The organism is Roseospira navarrensis (assembly GCF_009601025.1).
GTDB lineage: Bacteria > Pseudomonadota > Alphaproteobacteria > Rhodospirillales > Rhodospirillaceae > Rhodospira > Rhodospira navarrensis.
This window is the reverse complement of sequence record NZ_WIVE01000031.1, coordinates 35,244-50,471: the sequence shown is the minus strand read 5'-3', so window position 1 is coordinate 50,471 and position 15,228 is coordinate 35,244. Positions and strand designations below refer to the sequence as shown.

Sequence of the window (15,228 nt, the reverse complement as noted above, 5' to 3'; positions counted from 1 at the left end):
AACGTGTCCCGATCCATGCCCGCCTCCCGCGTTCGGTATCCTTCATGATACCAAATCCGGGAATGCATAGCGAACGCTATTTGAGCCAAAACAATTTGGGGGGCCGGCGCCCTCGGCGCCGCATCGCGGCGCCGTTCTACAGATGGCCGCCCTTGGGCGGCCGGGGCGGCGGAGCCGCGCGCCCCAAAGGGGCGCTGCGGCGACAAAAACAAAGACTCATCCCGACAGGTCGCCAAGGCGAGCCTCCGTCTAAGGAGTCATCGTCATCGTCCCGCCGCACGCCCCTCACCCCGACGGATCCAGCACCCGCGTCCGGTCCAGGTCCAGCAGGATCAGGGTGCGGGTGCGGTCGATGTGCTCGCCCAGCACTTCGCAGGCCGCATCCACATCGCCTTTGCGCAGGCTTTGCAGCATCATGGTGTGCTCGGTGTAGCTGGTCTCGATCCGGTCCCGGTAGGGCGAGATCAGCGAGGTCCGCACGGCGGCGATGCGCGCCTCCGCCAGATCGTAAGCCTGGCACACCAGCCCGTTGTCGCAGGTGGCGAAAAAGGCCCGGTGGAACGCGGTGTCGGCGCGATTGTAGCCGGCATGGTCATCCGCCGCCCGGGCCGAGCGCATGTCCGCGACCAGACGCTCCAATCTGTCCAACAGGTCGTCCGGGCGGTGGGCCATGGACAGCACAAGGGCTTCGCGCTCCAGCATCTTGCGATAGTCGCACAGGTCGGCCACGTCCTTCGCCGTGGGCGAGAACACGTAGCTGCCGCGCTTCGGCCGGACCGTCACCAGCCCCTGGAACTGGAGCGCGGCCAGCGCGTCGCGCACCGGCGTCCGGCTGATGCCGTAGGCCGTGGCCAGCCGCTCCTCCGAGATGTTTTCGCCCAGCTTCAACTCGCCGTCGATGATGGCGGCGCGCAGGCGCGCGATCACCTGATCGGTCAGCGAGCGCCGCCGCCGGTCCGCGCGACCGGCGGACCCGGCGGCCTCCGGCGGACGCTCCGGTGACGTGTCAGACGAGTCATGCGGTTCGGCCATGCCCGTGCATCCCCAAGCGGCGCCGCCCGCCCATGCGGCGACCAGGACTCTCCCCACAGAATGCCACGGCCCGGCCCCTCGGCTCCAGTTCAGAAAGTCATCCGCCGACGGCGCCGCGCCAGCAGGGGCGCTGTCCAGGCCAGAGCCACCACCACCGCCAGCCCCGCCGCGATGGGGCGGTCCACGAAGGCCAGCGGGTCGCCGTCCGCCTTGATGAGCGAGGTCACAAGGGCCCGCTCCAGCACCGGCCCCATGACCAGCCCGAGCACGGCGGGGGCGACGGGAAATCCGGTCTCCTCCATCACATAGGCCAGCCCGCCCAGCGCAACCATGACCGCGATGCCGAACGCCGAGGCGTCGATGGCATAGGACCCGGCCACGCAGGCGGCCAGGATCAGCGGCGCGAGCGCCAGCCGGGGCGCCCGCAGCACCTGGGCCGACAGGGCGATCGCCACAAGACCCAGGGGCACGATCAGCAGGTTGGCCAGCACGAACACCAGGAAGATGGCGGTCATGGTCTCGGGCTGGGTCAGGAACACGGTCGGCCCCGGGTTGAGCCCCTTCAGCGTCAGCACGCCGATGACGATGGCCGTGATGCTGTCGCCTGGAATGCCGAACACCATGGCGGGCACATGCGCGCCGCACAGGGCGGCGTTGTTGGCCGCGCAGGCGTCGGCCACGCCCTCTTCGCTGCCCGCGCCGTAGGACTCGGGCCGGCGCGCCGCGCGCTTTGAGACGGCGTAGGCGATCCAGGCTGCGATGTCGGCCCCGGCCCCGGGCAGGATGCCCACGCCGGTGCCCAGGACCCCGCTGCGCAGCAGGCTGGCCTTGCGCCGCCACAGCACGCCCGGCAGGCCCCGAAACAGGCGGGCGGGGTGCAGGACGGGCGCGACGGGCGGCACCGCCGGCCGGTGGACCAGGGTGCGGATCAGCTCGGGCACGGCGAACAGGCCGATCAGCGCCGGCACCAGGGGAATCCCGCCCAGCAGCGCGGGCTCGCCGAAGGTGAAGCGCGGCAGTCCGGCCGTGGTGTCCAGGCCGACACAGGCCAGCAGCAGCCCGAGTCCCAGCGCGATCAGGCTCTTCAGCACCGAGCCCCGGCCCAGCAGCACGGCCGCCGACACACCCAGCAGGGCAAGCCACAGATACTCGAACGAGGTGAATTGCAGCGACACCAGCGCGAGGCGGGGCGCGGCCAGCATGAGCGCCAAGGCCCCCAGAACGCCGCCGAGCGCCGAGGCGGTCAAAGACAGCCCCAGCGCCCGGCCCACGCGCCCCCGCCGGGCCAGCGCCGACAGGTCGTCCACATAGGCCGCCGACGCGGGCGTGCCGGGAATGCGCAGCAGGGCGGCGGGAATGTCGGATGCGAAAATGGCCATCGCCGCCGTGGTCACGATGGCGGCCATGGCCGGCACCGGCGCCATGAACACGGTCAGCGGCACCAGCAGGGCCGTGGCCATGGTGGCCGACAGGCCCGGCACCGCCCCCAGCACGAGGCCATAGGCCGCGCTGGCCAGGATCACCAGCAGCACATCGGCGGTCAGCACCAGCGCCAACGCGCCCGTCAGCGTCTCCAGCGGGATCATGGAGTCACACCACACCCCGCAACGGTCCCGCCGGCAGCGGGACCTTTTGTTTGTCTTGATCGCCGCAGCGCCCCTTCGGTGCGCGCGGCTCCGGGCCTTCGGCCCGCCGGCGCCGTCGCGCCGGTCGGGCGCCGAAACGGTCCCCCCTCTTGCCGCACGGAGTCACATCACACCCCGCAACGGTCCCGCCGGCAGCGGAACGGACAGCAGGCGAGTCATCAGCAGGTGCAGGCCGAGCACCCCCATCAGGGCCAGGGCCGACCATCCCGGATGACGCATCCCCGACAGCCACAGCAGCGCCACCGCCAGGACGCCGACCCCCAGGGGAAAGCCCACGGTCTCGAACGCCGCCGCCAGCCCCAGCACCCCACCCGTGGCGAGCAGGCCGGCCGCCAGCCGCTCCGGCCGACGCCACCCGGGGTGGACCCGGACCCGGGGCCGATCGCCGGAACGTATGCCCGAGACCGCGAGCAGCGCGCCCCCGCCCATCAGCAGGACACCGAGCACGCCCGGCGCCGTCCCGGGGCCGATGGGCTGGCCGGGCAGGGCGGGCCAGCCCAGCGCCGTGACCAGCACCCCGCCGCCCAGCGCGGCGACCAGCAGGCCGAGCAGGCTGTCGGGCAGCGTCATCGGGCCAGTCCGACCGCGCGCAGGCTCTCGGCCAGGGTGGCGTCCGACTCCCGCATGAAGGCGGCGAAGTCCGCCCCCGGCACCCAGCGCGCGTCATAGCCCCGGGCGCGCAGGAAGGACAGCGTGTCGGGATGGCGCACGGCGGCCTCGACCGCCCGCGTCAGCGAGTCCGCGACGGCGGCGGGCAGGCCCTTCGGCGCGACCACCCCGCGCCACGTGCCCAGGGTGAAGGCGTGCCCCGTGGCCTCGGCGAAGGTCGGCACGGCGGGCGCACCCGCCTGCCGAGTCTCGGCGAACACGGCCAGCGGGCGGACCAGGCCCGCGTCCATCAGCGCCGCCGCCTCGGGCAGCGAGGCCACGGCGATGTCCACGCCGCCGGCGGCCAGTTCCTGAAGGCCGGGCGCGGCGCCCTCGGACGGCACCAGGCGACCCGCGCGACCGGCAGCCCCGCCGCCCGCAGCATGCCGGCGAGCGCCAGATGGTACACGCCCCCCTGGGTCGAACCCGAGGCCTTCAGGGCCCGGTCCGGCGCGGCATCCAGGGCGTCCAGCAGGTCCGCCGCCGTGCCGTGCGCCGAGTCCGCGCGCACGAACAGGGCCGCCGGGTCGGCGTTGTACAGTCCGATGGGGGTGTAGGCGGTGTGGTCCAGATCGGTCAGACCCATGGCGTGCATGGTGCCGATCTCCAGCGTGGCGATGCCGATCGTGCGGCCGTCCGGCGCGGCGTCCGCGATGGCCGCGTGTCCGATCACCCCGGATCCGCCGGTGCGGTTGACCACCGGCACGGGCACGCCCAGGTCGGACGTCAGCCGCCGGGCGATCAGGCGCGCCGTGGCGTCGGTGCCGCCGCCCGCGCTCCACGGCACGATCAGGGTCACCGGCCCGTCCGGGCGCCACGGCGTCTCGGCCCCGGCCATCGCCCCGGCGAGCGGCAGCCCCGCCAGCCCCAGCGCCAGCAGCATCGCGACCCCGCGCCGACTCAGGCCGCGGGCGTGTCTCCCTCGGTTGCGTGTATCCATGGCGCGACCCTCCCCATTCCGCGTCCGATCCTACGGGTACCGCAGGACGGTCCGGCCCACAAGAGGAGGCGCACCAGGGCCAGGGCGAAGGCCGCTAACCCGCTTCGCGCACGGCCTCCGACGGGCCGGCCACGGCCGCCGCCAGATCGCGGGCGAGGCCGGCCGCATCCAGGCCCTTCAGACCGATCACCACAAGATGGCCGTCGCGGGGCTCGTCGGCGCGCCACGGCCGGTCGTAGCGGGCCTGCACCCGGGGCCCCACCCCCTGCACCAGCAGCCGCATGGGCCGGCCGGGCACCGCGAGCGTGCCCTTGACCCGCAGCGCCCGATGGGCGGTCACGACCGGCGCCAGCGCCTCGGCCAGGGCATCCGGTCCCGCATGGCCGCCGCCCACGGGCGGCATGGGCAGGGCAACGCTCTCGAAGTCGTCGTGGTCGTGGCCGTCGGGGCCGTCGTGATGGGTCGGGCGGCCGTCCAGGTCCGATTCCACCGCCATGCCCATCCCCAGCAGCACCGCCGGATCGACCGCGCCGTGGTGCGCGGGCACGATCGGCACGCCGGCCCGGGCCCCGGCGCGCACCGTCTCGCGCGCGGCCTCGGCGGCGGGGGCGTCCATCAGGTCGGCCTTGTTGACGATCACCATGTCCGCGCACAGCAGTTGGTCGGTGAACACCTCTTCCAGCGGGTTGTCATGGTCCAGCGCCGCGTCGGCGGCCCGCAGCGCCTGCACCGCCGCCGGATCATCCGCGAACAGACCGGCCGCGACCGCCGGGCCGTCGATCACCGCGACCACGCCGTCCACGGTGACGCGCGAGCGGATCTCGGGCCAGGTGAACGCCTTGACCAGCGGCTTGGGCAGGGCGAGGCCCGAGGTCTCGATCACGATGTGGTCCGGCGGTTCGGCGCGGTGGATCAGGGCTTCCATGGTGGGCAGGAACTCGTCCGCCACCGTGCAGCACAGGCAGCCGTTGGCCAGCTCCACGATGTCGTCGTCGCCGCAGCCCTCGATCCCGCAGGCGGTCAGGATCTCGCGGTCCATGCCCCGGTCGCCGAACTCGTTGATGACCAGCGCGATGCGCCGCCCACCGGCATGGGCCATCAGGTGGCGGATCAGCGTGGTCTTGCCGGCGCCCAGGAAGCCGGTGACGACGGTGACGGGGATGGGGCGGGACAGAGCCATGCGGCGACCTCCTTCAGGCGCGGAACCGGGGGACGGGTGGAGCGCATGTAGGCACGGCCGCAGGGGGGGCGCAAGGCGGGGGGCGCAAGCGGGGGGCGTTCATGACGGCGCGGACGCCGGCCCACGCGCCATCGGCGCGGGTCGAATCCTCGACCGCGCTGGCGGCGTCAGGCGTATGGGAGTCCGGGGAAAAAATGGTGCCGCCGGGGTGAATTGAACACCCGACCCCACCCTTACCAAGGGTGTGCTCTACCCCTGAGCTACGGCGGCCCATCAAGCAAACCCGCCCCGTCGGCCCAAAGGGTGCCGGGGCGGCGCGGACGCATTCCTAGACCCTGGCCGGGCGGTTGGCAACCCCTTTTTCCCCGGCCCATTTTCCGGGCCCTTTTTCCTGGCCCTTTGGGATCGGCTTGGGTATGCAACGGTCCCCGGGCGCGCGCCCGGGGACCATTCAGGGGGAAGGCGGACCAACGGCATGACGCAGGAGATCTCGACCGACCAGTGGGCCCGCTACGGCGCTCTGGTGCAGCGCGCCCAGCGGCTGTTCGCGCGCGCCCAGGAGCGGGCGGCGGCCAAGGCGACGGGCGGCGAGTTCTCCATTGTCGATCTGAAGTCGGTCAACACGGCCTTCATGAAGGCGTGGGCCGACCTGGCGCAGCGCCCGGCCGATCTGGTGGCGTTCCAGCAGAACGCCTGGCTGAAGGTGTCGCAGGCGTGGTGGACGGCCTGGACCGCGCCCCCGCCCGAGAAAGACCCGGCCGCCCGCGACCGCCGCTTCCGGGATCCGGGCTGGACCGCCGATCCGTTCAGCCGGGCCCTGCGCGATGCTCATCTGGCGCTGGAGGACGCCACCCAGGCCATGCTGGAGACCCTGCCCAAGGGCACGAAGGAACAACTGCGGGTGCATTTCTATACCCGCCAGATCCTCAGCGCCCTGTCGCCCAGCAACATGCTCGCCCTGAACCCGGCGGCCCGCGCGCGCTTCCTGGAGACCGGCGGGGAAAGCCTGCTGGACGGCCTGGAGAACCTGCTGGACGACCTGGACCGGGGCGACGGCCGCCTGGACATCGCCACCAACGACCCGACGGCCTTCGTGGTTGGGCGCGATCTGGCGACCACGCCGGGCAAGGTGGTGTTCCAGAACACCATGATGCAGTTGATCCAGTACCAGCCCCGGACGGAAACCCAGCACGCCCGGCCGCTGCTGTTCGTGCCGCCGTGGATCAACAAGTACTACATCTTCGACATGCGGGCGAAGAACAGCCTGGTGCGCTACGCCCTGGACCACGGCCACACGGTGTTCGTCATCAGCTGGGTCAACCCGGGCTCGGAGCACGCGGACAAGGGCTTCGACGCCTACATGACCGACGGCCCGCTGGCCGCGCTGGAGGCCATCGAGCAGGCCACGGGGGCGCGGACCACCAACATCCTGGGCTTCTGCATCGGCGGCATTCTGGTGACGGCCACGCTGGCCTATCTGGCGGCGCGCGGCGAGGCCGACCGCATCGGCACGGCGACCACGCTGGCGACCATGGTGGACTTCACCGACGTGGGCGAGATCGGCGTGTTCATCGACAACGACCGGGTCAAGGTGCTGCGCGAGCACATGAAGGAGACCGGCTATCTGGAGAACCACCACCTGCAGGACATGTTCTCGATGATCCGCGAGAACGATCTGGTGTGGTCGTTCCATGTGATGAACTACCTGATGGGCAGGAAACCGCCGGCCTTCGACCTGCTGTTCTGGAACAGCGACTCGACGCGGCTGCCGGCGGCCATGCTGACCTGGTACCTGGAGAAGATCTACATCGAGAACGGCCTGCGCCAGCCGGGCTATCTGTCGCTGAACGGCACACCCATCGACCTGCACCGCATCGAGACGCCGTTTTTCGTGCTGGCGACCAAGGAAGACCACATCGCGCCCTGGCGCTCGGTCTATCCCACCACCGGCCTGCTGAGCGGCGAGGTGCTGTTCGTGCTGGGCGGCTCCGGACATATCGCCGGGGCCATCAATCCGCCGGCCGACCCGCCCAAGTACGGCTACTGGACCCGCGCGGACCATCCGGATACGCCGGAGGCCTGGCTTTCGGAGGCGACGTACACCGAGGGCTCGTGGTGGCCGCTGTGGGCCGACTGGCTGGCGGCGCACAACACGGACGCGCGCGTGCCCGCCCGCACGCCCGGCGACGGCGCGTTGTCGGTGATCGAGGACGCCCCCGGGGCCTATGTGATGATGCGATAGGCGGGGACGGTCCTTCGGCATGAACTACCGCCACGCCTTCCACGTCGCCAACGTGGGCGATGTCCTCAAGCACATGGTGCTGATCCAGGTGCTGGCGCACCTGCGCGCCAAGGCCAAGCCCTTCGCCGTGATCGACACCCACGCCGGCGCCGGAGCCTATGATCTGGCCGGACCGGCGTCCAGCCGCACCGGCGAATGGCGCGGCGGGCTGGGCCGCCTGCTGGGCGCGCCGGGCGCGCCGGACGCGGTGCGGGCCTATCTGGATCAGGTGGGCGCGGTGCAGGGGGAGTTCGGGCCGACCATGTATCCGGGCTCGCCGCTGCTGGCGGCGCGCCTGCTGCGGCCGGGCGACCGGCTGGTGGCGGTGGAGCGCCATCCCGAGGAGCATGCCGCGCTCGACGACCTGCTGGGGCGCGCCCCCGGCGTGACGGTGCGGGACGGCGACGGCTATGCGGCCCTGACCGCCCTGCTGCCGCCGCCCGAGCGGCGCGGGCTGATCCTGATGGACCCGCCGTTCGAGGACCGGGCGGAATATCAGGCCATGGCCGCCGCCCTGACGCGCGCCCACCGGCGCTTCGCCACCGGGGTGTTCCTGCTGTGGTACCCGATCAAGGACCCGGGCGCGGTGGCCATGCTGCACCAGATGCTGGAGGACAGCGGCATCCCGCGCGTGCTCGCGGTCGACCTGACGGTGCGACCCACGACACGGCTCGCCGGGATGGCCGGCTGCGGCCTGATCCTGGTCAACCCGCCCTGGCGTCTGGACGAGACCCTGCGCGACGCCCTGCCCTGGCTGGCCGCGCGGCTGGAGGTCGAGCCCGGCGCCGGTCGCTGGCAGGTGGACTGGCTGCGCGGAGAGGACTGAAACCGGCCGGGCTCAGCCCGCGCCGGCGGGCGTGACGTCCACCATCGGGCCGAGGCGCGGGGCCGCCTCCGCCTCGCCGGCGCCGGGCAGCGCCGGTGTCTGGCCCCGGGTCATGAAGGTCAGGCCGATGGCCAGCCCCAGCGGTCCGTCGGGATCACCCACCATCACATGGACCGGCCCCTCGTCGCGGGCCAGGGAGTCCCGCACCTGGGCGGCGACCTGTCCGGCGTCCTCGACCACCTGCGCGAGGCGGCCGCTCAGGGCGAACGGCGCCATGGCCGGCATCATGGCGAGCCCCATCATGGACGGGGCCATGCCGCCGAACGGCGTGGACCGTTCCCCGGCCTCCCCATCGTCGGGCGCCGGGCGCGGAAACAGACCGGCCATCGCCGCGAAGGGAAACAGGAACGGAACCGGCGGGACCGGCCCGAAAGGAAAGAAGGGAAACATGGCCATGGGCCTCCCACTGCGCGGGCAGGTGTCTGAGGGCCAGGGGCTCCATCAGCGGGCCGGCGTGTCGTTCATCCGGATGAGGTCCCCTCGAACGGACCCCGAAAACTCCCCCTAAGGTGCGCCCCGCGCCCCATGAATGCAAGGGCGGAATGGTCCGAAAGGGGGCCCCGGCGCGCGCGCACCGGCCCGCATGACACAGACCCGTCACGGCTTTTCGAGCCGTGAGGGGGTGACCTTGCGCCATCATTGCCGCTATGATGGCATATCTTCGTGGGTCGGCCCGGTCGCGGCCGATCCCCCCGCACACGACCGCGCGGACCGGACACGGGGTCACGCGCGGCCGTAATGTACGGTGTGTTCACTGTACGGTGTCCTCATGGGGCGCGGCCCGTCAGGACGGGCAACGCGCCCCCGATCCAGCAGGAAAGGGGCGTGATGACCCACCCCACCGCGCGGCCCTGGGACGGCAAGGGCTTCAAGGCGATCATCTGTGACCTGGACGGCGTCGTGACCGACACGGCCGCCGTGCACGCCGCCGCCTGGAAGTCGCTGTTCGACGGGGTGCTGAGGGCGCGCGCCGCGCGGGAGGGCACCCCCTTCGTGCCCTTCACCGAGCAGGACTACCTCCAGCACGTGGACGGCCGGCCGCGGTACGACGGCGTGCGGACCTTCCTGGCCTCGCGCGGCATCACGCTGCCCGAGGGCACCCCGGACGACGGTCCGGATGAGCAGACCGTCTGCGGTCTGGGCAACCGGAAGAACCTGGAATTCAACGCGATCATCGAGCGTGACGGCGCCACCCGCTTCGACGGCGCGGTGGAGCTGATCCGCCGCCTGCGCGCCGAGGGCCTGCGGGCGGTGGTGGTCTCGTCGTCGAAGAACTGCGGGCCGGTGCTGGCCAGCGCCGGCCTGTCCGATCTGTTCGAGGCCCAGGTGGACGGCATCTATGCCACCGAAAAGGGGCTGCCCGGCAAACCCGCCCCCGACACCTTCATCGAGGGCGCTCGTCTGGTCGGGATCGCACCGGCCGCCTGCATCATGGTCGAGGACGCCATCTCCGGCGTCCAGGCCGGCCGGGACGGCGGCTTCGGCCTGGTGATCGGGATCGATCGCGGCGCCGGCACCGACGACCTGCGTGACAACGGCGCCCATGTGGTGGTCAAGGATTTGGGAGATTTTCTTGGTGACGACTGAACCTCGCCTGCGCCCCGTGCGCGACCTGCCGCACGCCCTGGAGGCCTTCGACACCCTGGAGGCGGCTCTCAACGGACGCGAACCGGCGATCTTCCTGGACTACGACGGCACGCTGACGCCCATCGTCAGCCGGCCCGAGGACGCCATTCTGTCCGCCGAGGGGCGCGCCGTCGTGGACACCCTGGCCCGCAAGCGCCCCGTCGCCGTGGTCAGCGGCCGCGACCGGCCGGACGTGGAAACGCTGGTCGGCATCGACACGCTGACCTTCGCCGGCAGCCACGGATTCGACATCCGCACCCCGACCGACGGCGTGCTGGCGCTGGAGGGCGTGGGCGACTACACGGCCCTGATGGACGAGGTCGAATCCCGGCTCAAGGTCGGCCTGGACCCCATCCCCGGGGCGCTGGTGGAACGCAAGAAGTTTTCGGTCGCCGCCCACTACCGGCTGGTGTCCGACGAGGAATACCCGGTGTTCCGCAGCGTCCTGGACCGGCTGATGGGCGCCGTGTCGGGCCTGAAGGAAAAGCCCGGCAAGAAGGTGTTCGAGATCCAGCCGGCCATCGACTGGGACAAGGGCAAGGCGGTCGCCACCCTTCTGGGCACTTTGGGGCTGGACGATCCCGGACACGCCCCCATGTTCTTCGGCGACGACGTGACCGACGAGGATGCCTTCAAGGCTCTGCAGGGCATGAACGGCATCGGCGTCCTGACCGCCCCGGCCAGCGACAGCGACCAGGGCCGCGTTTCCGCCGCCGACTTCCGGGTGGATGACCCGGATCAGGTGCTGGACCTGCTGCGCCGCCTGACGCCGTGAGGGATCGCGCGGCGTTCCGGCGGCCGGCGCGCCGCCATCCGCCTTCCGACCGCTGACCCCCTGCGCGCACACGACCGCCCGAGTTTCCGGCCCCGCCGACGCGACGCCCGCGCCCTGACAGACCTCGCCGCGCCGCCGTCCTTTGCGGGGATCCCCGCGCCAGACGTGAAGAAAGGACCGACCGCCATGTCCAAATGGTCCCTGGTCTACGAAGAGTTCGACCCCAAGAACCAGGGCCTCCGCGAGGCCCTGTGCGCCACCGGCAACGGGTATTTCGTCACCCGGGGCGCCTTCAGTTGGGTGATGGCCGACGAGACCCACTATCCCGCGACCTATCTGGCCGGCGGCTACAACCGCGCCCAGACCGAGGTCGCCGGCCGCACCATCGAGAACGAGGATCTGGTCAACCTGCCCAACTGGTCGGCCATGACCTTCCGCATCGACGGGGGGGACTGGTTCAACATCCAGGCCATGACCATCCTGTCGTTCCGCCAGGAACTGAAGATGAAGGAAGGCCTGCTGGAAGTGGAGGTCCGCTTCCGGGACAAGCAGGACCGCGAGAGCACCCTGAAGACCCAGCGGCTGGCCAGCATGGCCGACATGCATCTGGCCGGCATCCAGATGATGCTGACCGCGCACAACTGGTCCGGCGCGGTCGAGATCCAGTCCGGACTGGACGGCCGGGTCATCAACGCGGGTGTGAAGCGCTACCGCGATCTCAACAGCTCGCACCTCAACCCGGTCGCCGCCGAGACGTTCCAGAACCCGGACACCGGCGAGCACATGGCCCAGATCCTGACGGAGACCAAGCAGTCCCGTCTGCGTGTGGCCCAGGCGGCGCGCACCCGCGTGGTCTCCAACCCCCACGCCTTCGAGGCCAAGGTCAGCGCCGACAGCGAGGAAGGCTACGTCCGCCAGCTCGTCAAGGCGCAGGTGGAGCACGGCGAGACCCTGGTGGTCGAGAAGCTGGCCAGCCTGTTCACCTCCCGCGACACGGCCATTTCCGAACCGGGCGTGGCCGCCCGCAACGCCGTGACCCACGCGCCGTCGTTCAACCGCCTCGCCCACGATCACGAACGCGTCTGGCGCATCCTGTGGGACCGCTGCGACATCGAACTGGACGACGGACGCAACACGCAGATGATCCTGCGGGTGCACATCTTCCACCTGCTGCAGACGCTGTCGCCCAACACCATCGACCTGGACGTGGGCGTGCCGGCCCGCGGCTGGCACGGCGAGGCCTACCGCGGTCACGTGTTCTGGGACGAACTGTTCATCCTGCCGTTCCTGAACTTCCGCCTGCCGCAGATCTCGCGCTCGTGCCTGCGCTACCGTCATCTCCGGCTGCCCGAGGCGCGCCGCGCCGCCTTCGAGGACGGCAAGAAGGGCGCCATGTTCCCCTGGCAGTCGGGCAGCGACGGCCGCGAGGAAAGCCAGAAGGTCCACCTCAACCCGCGCTCGGGCCGCTGGGTGCCGGACAACAGCTCGATCCAGCGTCACGTCTCGCTGGCCATCGCCTACAACGTCTGGCGCCACTACGAGATCAGCGGCGCCGATCACTTCCTGGAGCTGCGCGGGGCCGAACTGATCCTGGAGATCACGCGGTTCTTCGCCTCTCTGGCGCACCTGAACACCCACACGGGCCGCTATGAGATCCACCGGGTCATGGGTCCGGACGAGTACCACGAGGCCTATCCGGACAGCGACGAACCGGGCCTGCACAACAACGCCTACACCAACATCATGGTATCCTGGTTGTGCGGCGTCGCCCTGCGCGCCCTGGCGACCCTGGACGCCACCCACCGCGACGAACTGCTGGACAAGCTGGCGCTGGACGAGCGCGAGTTGACGCTGTGGGACGAAATGAGCCGCAAGATGACCGTCTGCTTCCACGACGGCGGCATCATCAGCCAGTTCGAGGGCTACGAGAACCTCATGGAGTTCGACTGGGACGGCTACCGGCAGAAGTACGGCGACATCCAGCGCCTGGACCGGATTCTTGAAGCCGAAGGGGACAGCGCCGACCGCTACAAGCTCTCCAAGCAGGCCGACGTCCTGATGCTGTTCTACCTGTTCTCGCGCGAGGAACTGTCCCAGCAGTTCCAGCGCCTGGGCTACGAGCCCCTGACCGAGGAGCAGTGGCAGCACAACATCGACTACTATCTGGCCCGCACCTCGCACGGCTCGACGCTGTCGTACATGGTGCACGCCGCCGTCATGGCCCGCAGCCACCCGGAGAAGGCGTGGCAGTTGTTTACCCAGGCCCTGCACAGCGACATCGACGACATCCAGGGCGGCACCACGCCGGAAGGCATCCACCTGGGCGCCATGGCGGGCACGGTGGACCTGGTGCAGCGCTGCTTCACCGGCCTGGACGTGCGGGACGGCACCCTGCACTTCGATCCGGTGTTCACCGACCGCATGGGCACGGTGACGCTCAAGCTGCGCTATCAGGGCCGCTGGCTGCAGGTGGTGCTGGGCCAGGACGAGATGACCGTCACGGCGCAAAAGGGCTGGACCAGGCCGCTGCCGCTGAACGTGCGCGGACAGGCCCGCGAGTTGCAGCCCGGCGAGTCCCTGACCTTCAACCTGGGCCACAGCGAGGCCGAAAAGCACGCCCCGGCGGCGGACTGACCCGGCCCCCGGATGCGGTCCCGGCGGGGACGGGTGGCGTTCGGATGCTGAATGCCTTAAGATCGAATTAACGCGAAAGGCGGCGCATCGCGGGCGCGGTGCGCCGTCCGTCATGACGAGAGGGGCCGCGCGGCCCCGGAGGAGAAGAACCCATGTCGCGTCTCGTGGTCGTGTCCAACCGGGTGGCCGTTCCGGATGCGCAGTCCGCCACGACCGGCGGTCTGGCGGTGGCCCTGCGCGATGCGCTGCAGACCAACGGCGGCATCTGGTTCGGCTGGAGCGGCAAGACCGCCGCGCACACCGCCGAACAGCCCACCATGACCGAGATCGGCCCGGTGACCTATGCGACCCTGGACCTGGGCCGCAAGGACTACAACGAGTACTATAACGGCTTCGCCAACCGCACCCTGTGGCCACTGTTCCACTATCGGCTCGATCTGGCCGAGTTCAGCCACCAGAACTACACCGGCTATCTGCGCGTCAACAGTCTGTTCGCCGACAAGCTGCGCCCCCTGATCGAGGACGACGATCAGGTCTGGGTCCACGACTATCACCTGATCCCGATGGGGCGCGAACTGAGGGCGCGCGGCGTCGGGCAGGCCATGGGCTTCTTCCTGCACACGCCCTTCCCCGCCATGGAGGTGCTGCTGGCCCTGCCCAGTCATGCCCTGCTGGTGGAATCCCTGTGCGCCTATGACGTGGTGGGGTTCCAGACCGAGAACGACCTGCGCGCCTTCCGGGACTATGTGATCCACGAGGCCAAGGGCGAAATGCTGGACGACCAGACGGTGCGCGCCTTCGGCCGGCTGGTGCATACCGAGGTCTTCCCCATCGGCATCGAGCGCGGCCAGATGGAGGCGGCGGCCGAAGCGGCGGTCGAGCAGGGCGCGGCCCGGCGCCTGGAACGCACCCTGAACAACCGCAACCTGATGATCGGCGTGGACCGCCTGGATTACTCCAAGGGCATCCCGGAGCGCTTCCGCTCGTTCGAGCGGTTCATGGAACAGTACCCGGCGCACCGGGGCCAGGTGTCCATGATGCAGATCGCGCCGCTGTCGCGCTCCGAGGTGCCGGAGTACAAGGCCATCCGCGATCAGTTGGAGGGGCTGGCCGGCTACATCAACGGCCGGTACGGCGACTTCGACTGGATGCCGCTGCACTACCTGACCAAGAACTTCCAGCGCGAGACCCTGGCCGGCTTCTTCCGCCTGTCGCGGGTCGGCGTGGTCACGCCGCTGCGCGACGGCATGAACCTGGTCGCCAAGGAGTACGTGGCCAGCCAGGACCCGAACTATCCGGGCGTGCTGGTGCTGTCGCGGTTCGCGGGCGCGGCGCGGGAGCTCGACGCCGCCCTGCTGGTCAACCCCTACGACCATGACGGCGTCGCCGCCGCGCTCAACAAGGGCTTGGTCATGTCGTTGGAAGAGCGCCGCGAGCGCTGGCAGAGCATGATGGAGAAGGTGCGCGAGAACTCGCTTGAGGCCTGGCGCGAACGCTTCCTGAAGGTGCTGCGCTCCGTGCCGACGCCGATGCCGGTCAAGGGCGCGCGGGCCGCCTCGGCGGGCGGCGCCTGAGGCGAC

General features: G+C 70.7%; 13 protein-coding genes and 1 tRNA gene. 6 read left to right on the top strand and 8 right to left on the bottom strand.

The window, feature by feature from the left end:
* Window positions 1-285: 285 nt before the first annotated feature.
* The 7 genes from GHC57_RS11000 to GHC57_RS10975 form a co-directional block, all read right to left on the bottom strand.
* Window positions 286-1,032, bottom strand: coding sequence for a GntR family transcriptional regulator (locus GHC57_RS11000; RefSeq protein ID WP_153344120.1), 747 nt, complete (start codon window positions 1,030-1,032; stop codon window positions 286-288).
* A gap of 89 nt (window positions 1,033-1,121) precedes the next feature.
* Window positions 1,122-2,618: a tripartite tricarboxylate transporter permease gene (locus tag GHC57_RS10995; protein ID WP_153344118.1), complete on the bottom strand. Its 1,497-nt coding sequence runs from the start codon at window positions 2,616-2,618 to the stop codon at window positions 1,122-1,124.
* Between the two features lie 162 nt (window positions 2,619-2,780).
* Window positions 2,781-3,248, bottom strand: coding sequence for a tripartite tricarboxylate transporter TctB family protein (locus GHC57_RS10990; protein WP_153344117.1), 468 nt, complete (start codon window positions 3,246-3,248; stop codon window positions 2,781-2,783).
* The gene (locus GHC57_RS20260; protein ID WP_211369176.1) at window positions 3,245-3,670 is read right to left on the bottom strand and encodes a tripartite tricarboxylate transporter substrate-binding protein; all 426 of its coding nucleotides are present in this window, start codon (window positions 3,668-3,670) and stop codon (window positions 3,245-3,247) included. The genes GHC57_RS10990 and GHC57_RS20260 overlap by 4 nt, the downstream gene beginning before the upstream one ends.
* Window positions 3,577-4,266, bottom strand: a complete 690-nt coding sequence (locus GHC57_RS20255; RefSeq protein ID WP_211369175.1) for a tripartite tricarboxylate transporter substrate-binding protein — start codon at window positions 4,264-4,266, stop codon at window positions 3,577-3,579. Before GHC57_RS20255 ends, GHC57_RS20260 begins: the two co-directional genes overlap by 94 nt.
* A 94-nt stretch (window positions 4,267-4,360) precedes the next feature.
* Entirely contained in the window at window positions 4,361-5,446 is a 1,086-nt protein-coding gene (gene cobW, locus GHC57_RS10980) for a cobalamin biosynthesis protein CobW (RefSeq protein WP_153344115.1), read from the bottom strand.
* 195 nt (window positions 5,447-5,641) lie between these two features.
* Window positions 5,642-5,716 (bottom strand) — tRNA-Thr (locus GHC57_RS10975).
* 205 nt (window positions 5,717-5,921) lie between these two features.
* On the opposite strand from GHC57_RS10975, the gene GHC57_RS10970 reads away from it, so the two are divergent.
* Together GHC57_RS10970 and GHC57_RS10965 are read left to right on the top strand one after the other, a co-directional pair.
* Complete coding sequence (locus tag GHC57_RS10970; RefSeq protein WP_153344113.1) at window positions 5,922-7,688, top strand: PHA/PHB synthase family protein; 1,767 nt, start codon at window positions 5,922-5,924, stop codon at window positions 7,686-7,688.
* Between the two features lie 19 nt (window positions 7,689-7,707).
* Window positions 7,708-8,553 carry a 23S rRNA (adenine(2030)-N(6))-methyltransferase RlmJ gene (locus GHC57_RS10965; protein ID WP_153344111.1) on the top strand — a complete coding sequence of 282 codons (846 nt, stop codon included), beginning with the start codon at window positions 7,708-7,710 and terminating at the stop codon, window positions 8,551-8,553.
* A 12-nt stretch (window positions 8,554-8,565) separates the two neighbouring features.
* Here the strand turns inward: GHC57_RS10965 and GHC57_RS10960 are convergent, their stop codons facing one another.
* Complete coding sequence (locus GHC57_RS10960) at window positions 8,566-9,009, bottom strand: hypothetical protein (protein ID WP_153344109.1); 444 nt, start codon at window positions 9,007-9,009, stop codon at window positions 8,566-8,568.
* 432 nt (window positions 9,010-9,441) lie between these two features.
* Here GHC57_RS10960 and GHC57_RS10955 point away from each other — a divergent pair, with 432 nt between their 5' ends.
* The 4 genes from GHC57_RS10955 to otsA all read left to right on the top strand — a co-directional run bounded on the left by GHC57_RS10955 (window position 9,442) and on the right by otsA (window position 15,222).
* The gene (locus tag GHC57_RS10955; protein ID WP_153344107.1) at window positions 9,442-10,200 is read left to right on the top strand and encodes an HAD family hydrolase; all 759 of its coding nucleotides are present in this window, start codon (window positions 9,442-9,444) and stop codon (window positions 10,198-10,200) included.
* Window positions 10,190-11,014 carry a trehalose-phosphatase gene (gene otsB / locus GHC57_RS10950; RefSeq protein WP_211369174.1) on the top strand — a complete coding sequence of 275 codons (825 nt, stop codon included), beginning with the start codon at window positions 10,190-10,192 and terminating at the stop codon, window positions 11,012-11,014. Before GHC57_RS10955 ends, otsB begins: the two co-directional genes overlap by 11 nt.
* 186 nt (window positions 11,015-11,200) lie before the next feature.
* Entirely contained in the window at window positions 11,201-13,648 is a 2,448-nt protein-coding gene (locus GHC57_RS10945; RefSeq protein WP_153344103.1) for a glycoside hydrolase family 65 protein, read from the top strand.
* 152 nt (window positions 13,649-13,800) lie between these two features.
* Complete coding sequence (otsA, locus tag GHC57_RS10940) at window positions 13,801-15,222, top strand: alpha,alpha-trehalose-phosphate synthase (UDP-forming) (protein ID WP_153344101.1); 1,422 nt, start codon at window positions 13,801-13,803, stop codon at window positions 15,220-15,222.
* The last annotated feature ends 6 nt before the right edge of the window (window positions 15,223-15,228 follow it).